This is a genomic window from Dysgonomonas sp. GY75, assembly GCF_015234155.1.
Lineage (GTDB): Bacteria > Bacteroidota > Bacteroidia > Bacteroidales > Dysgonomonadaceae > Dysgonomonas > Dysgonomonas gadei.
The window spans coordinates 1-1,589 of record NZ_JADCLQ010000029.1 but is presented as its reverse complement, the minus strand read 5'-3'; the positions used below and the strand labels follow the sequence as shown (position 1 = coordinate 1,589).

At 43.5% G+C, this 1,589-nt stretch carries 1 protein-coding gene; it reads left to right on the top strand.

Translation table 11 applies throughout. The features are described from left to right. The first annotated feature begins 241 nt into the window (after positions 1–241). Positions 242–1,585, top strand: coding sequence for an IS110 family transposase (locus IR083_RS11080; RefSeq protein ID WP_194224381.1), 1,344 nt, complete (start codon positions 242–244; stop codon positions 1,583–1,585). Positions 1,586–1,589: the final 4 nt, after the last annotated feature.

The following is a 1,589-nucleotide window of genomic DNA, read 5'->3' as shown; positions in this document are numbered from 1 at the left end:
AACAGCATACCAATCCGGCGCTCCGGATTAAAATAATGAAGAAACGTCCTGGATGCTTACCTTGCGTGAGTTTTTGCAGCCCAGGCCGAAGTTTACAATGGTGTTTCGAACCCCATGAACAGCATGGCTTAAACCACAGAAGGTAAAATAATTGGTGATACTTTTCAAAGGTAATCCCGCTTAAGAGTTTAGATTTAGACAATGTGGTTTAGCAAAAACTATAACCATAAAAACTAAAAATATGAGTAAAAAAGTGAAACAATCAGAGACCTTAAAATGTATTCGTCCTAATGCAGCCGGTATAGATATTGCCAGCCAGATGCACTATGTGGCTATCCCGGAAGGGCGTGATAGTGCATGCATCCGCAAGTTCGGTGCCTTTACCGAAGATTTGCATGAGATGGCCCGGTGGCTACAGTCCTGTGGCATTGAAACGATTGCCATGGAGTCGACGGGAGTTTATTGGATACAAGCTTACCTGATTCTGGAAGAGTACGGTTTCGATGTATTCCTTGTCAATGCCCGTCACCTGAAGAATGTATCGGGACGTAAATCAGATGTGGAAGATAGCCGTTGGTTACAACAGTTGCATTCCTATGGACTGCTAAATAAAAGTTTCCAGCCGGAAAGCCTGACCCGTGAGTTGCGCAGCTATATGCGCCAGCGTAAGAACCTTACCCGTGGTTACAGTACTCAGGTACAACTTATGCAAAAAGCATTTGACCAAATGAACATCAAATTGCATACTGTCCTATCTGATATTACAGGTAAATCGGGCATGTCTATAATCAAAGCTATCCTGGCAGGTCAACGTGATGCCGCGCAACTGGCACAATTGGCAGACAAGGGAGTTAAGGCCAGCCGGGAAGAGATTATCAGGTCGTTGGAAGGTATCTGGCGCGAAGACAACCTGTTTGAGTTGCAACAGGCTTATGAACTCTATGAAGTATATTTTGAAAAAATCAAGGCATGTGATGTCCGTATAGAATCCGTACTCAAACAAATGCTCGACAGCACAGGTAGAGATATAGAACAAATCAAACGGGGACAGGTATCGGGTAAAAATAAGTTTCGCTTCAATGCAACACAATATCTGGTTTCGCTGACAGGTGTCCGCCTGACTGACATTTTTGGTATTAGCGAACTAAGTGTTACCGAGATTCTATCAGAGACAGGAACCGATATGACTAAGTGGCCTACTGAAAAGCATTTTACCTCGTGGCTGAATTTAGCGCCAAACACATGTATATCAGGCGGAAAGAACTTAAGGAGCAGGCCCCTGAAAAAGAAAAATCACGCAGGACAGTCCTTTCTGTTGGCTGCTTCGACTCTGAAAGCCGGTAATAACTGGTTAGGTGAATTTTACAGGCGCATCAAGGCCAAAAGCGGTGCACCAACAGCCATAAAAGCGACTGCTCGCAAGCTGGCAATTATTTTTTACCGGATGCTCAGGGATAAAAAAGAGTTTTCGCCTTTACCTCTTGACGAGTATAATCACTATTTCAAGGAACGAAGAATTAAATACGTTGATAAACAGGCCGCTAAGTATGGTTTTAGATTAGTGCCTATCGATAGCGTTTCTTAAGAGT

Excerpts from the sequence above, each read along its gene's own strand:
- IR083_RS11080 (WP_194224381.1), top strand. The coding sequence starts at position 242 with ATGAGTAAAAAAGTGAAACAATCAGAGACCTTAAAATGTATTCGTCCT.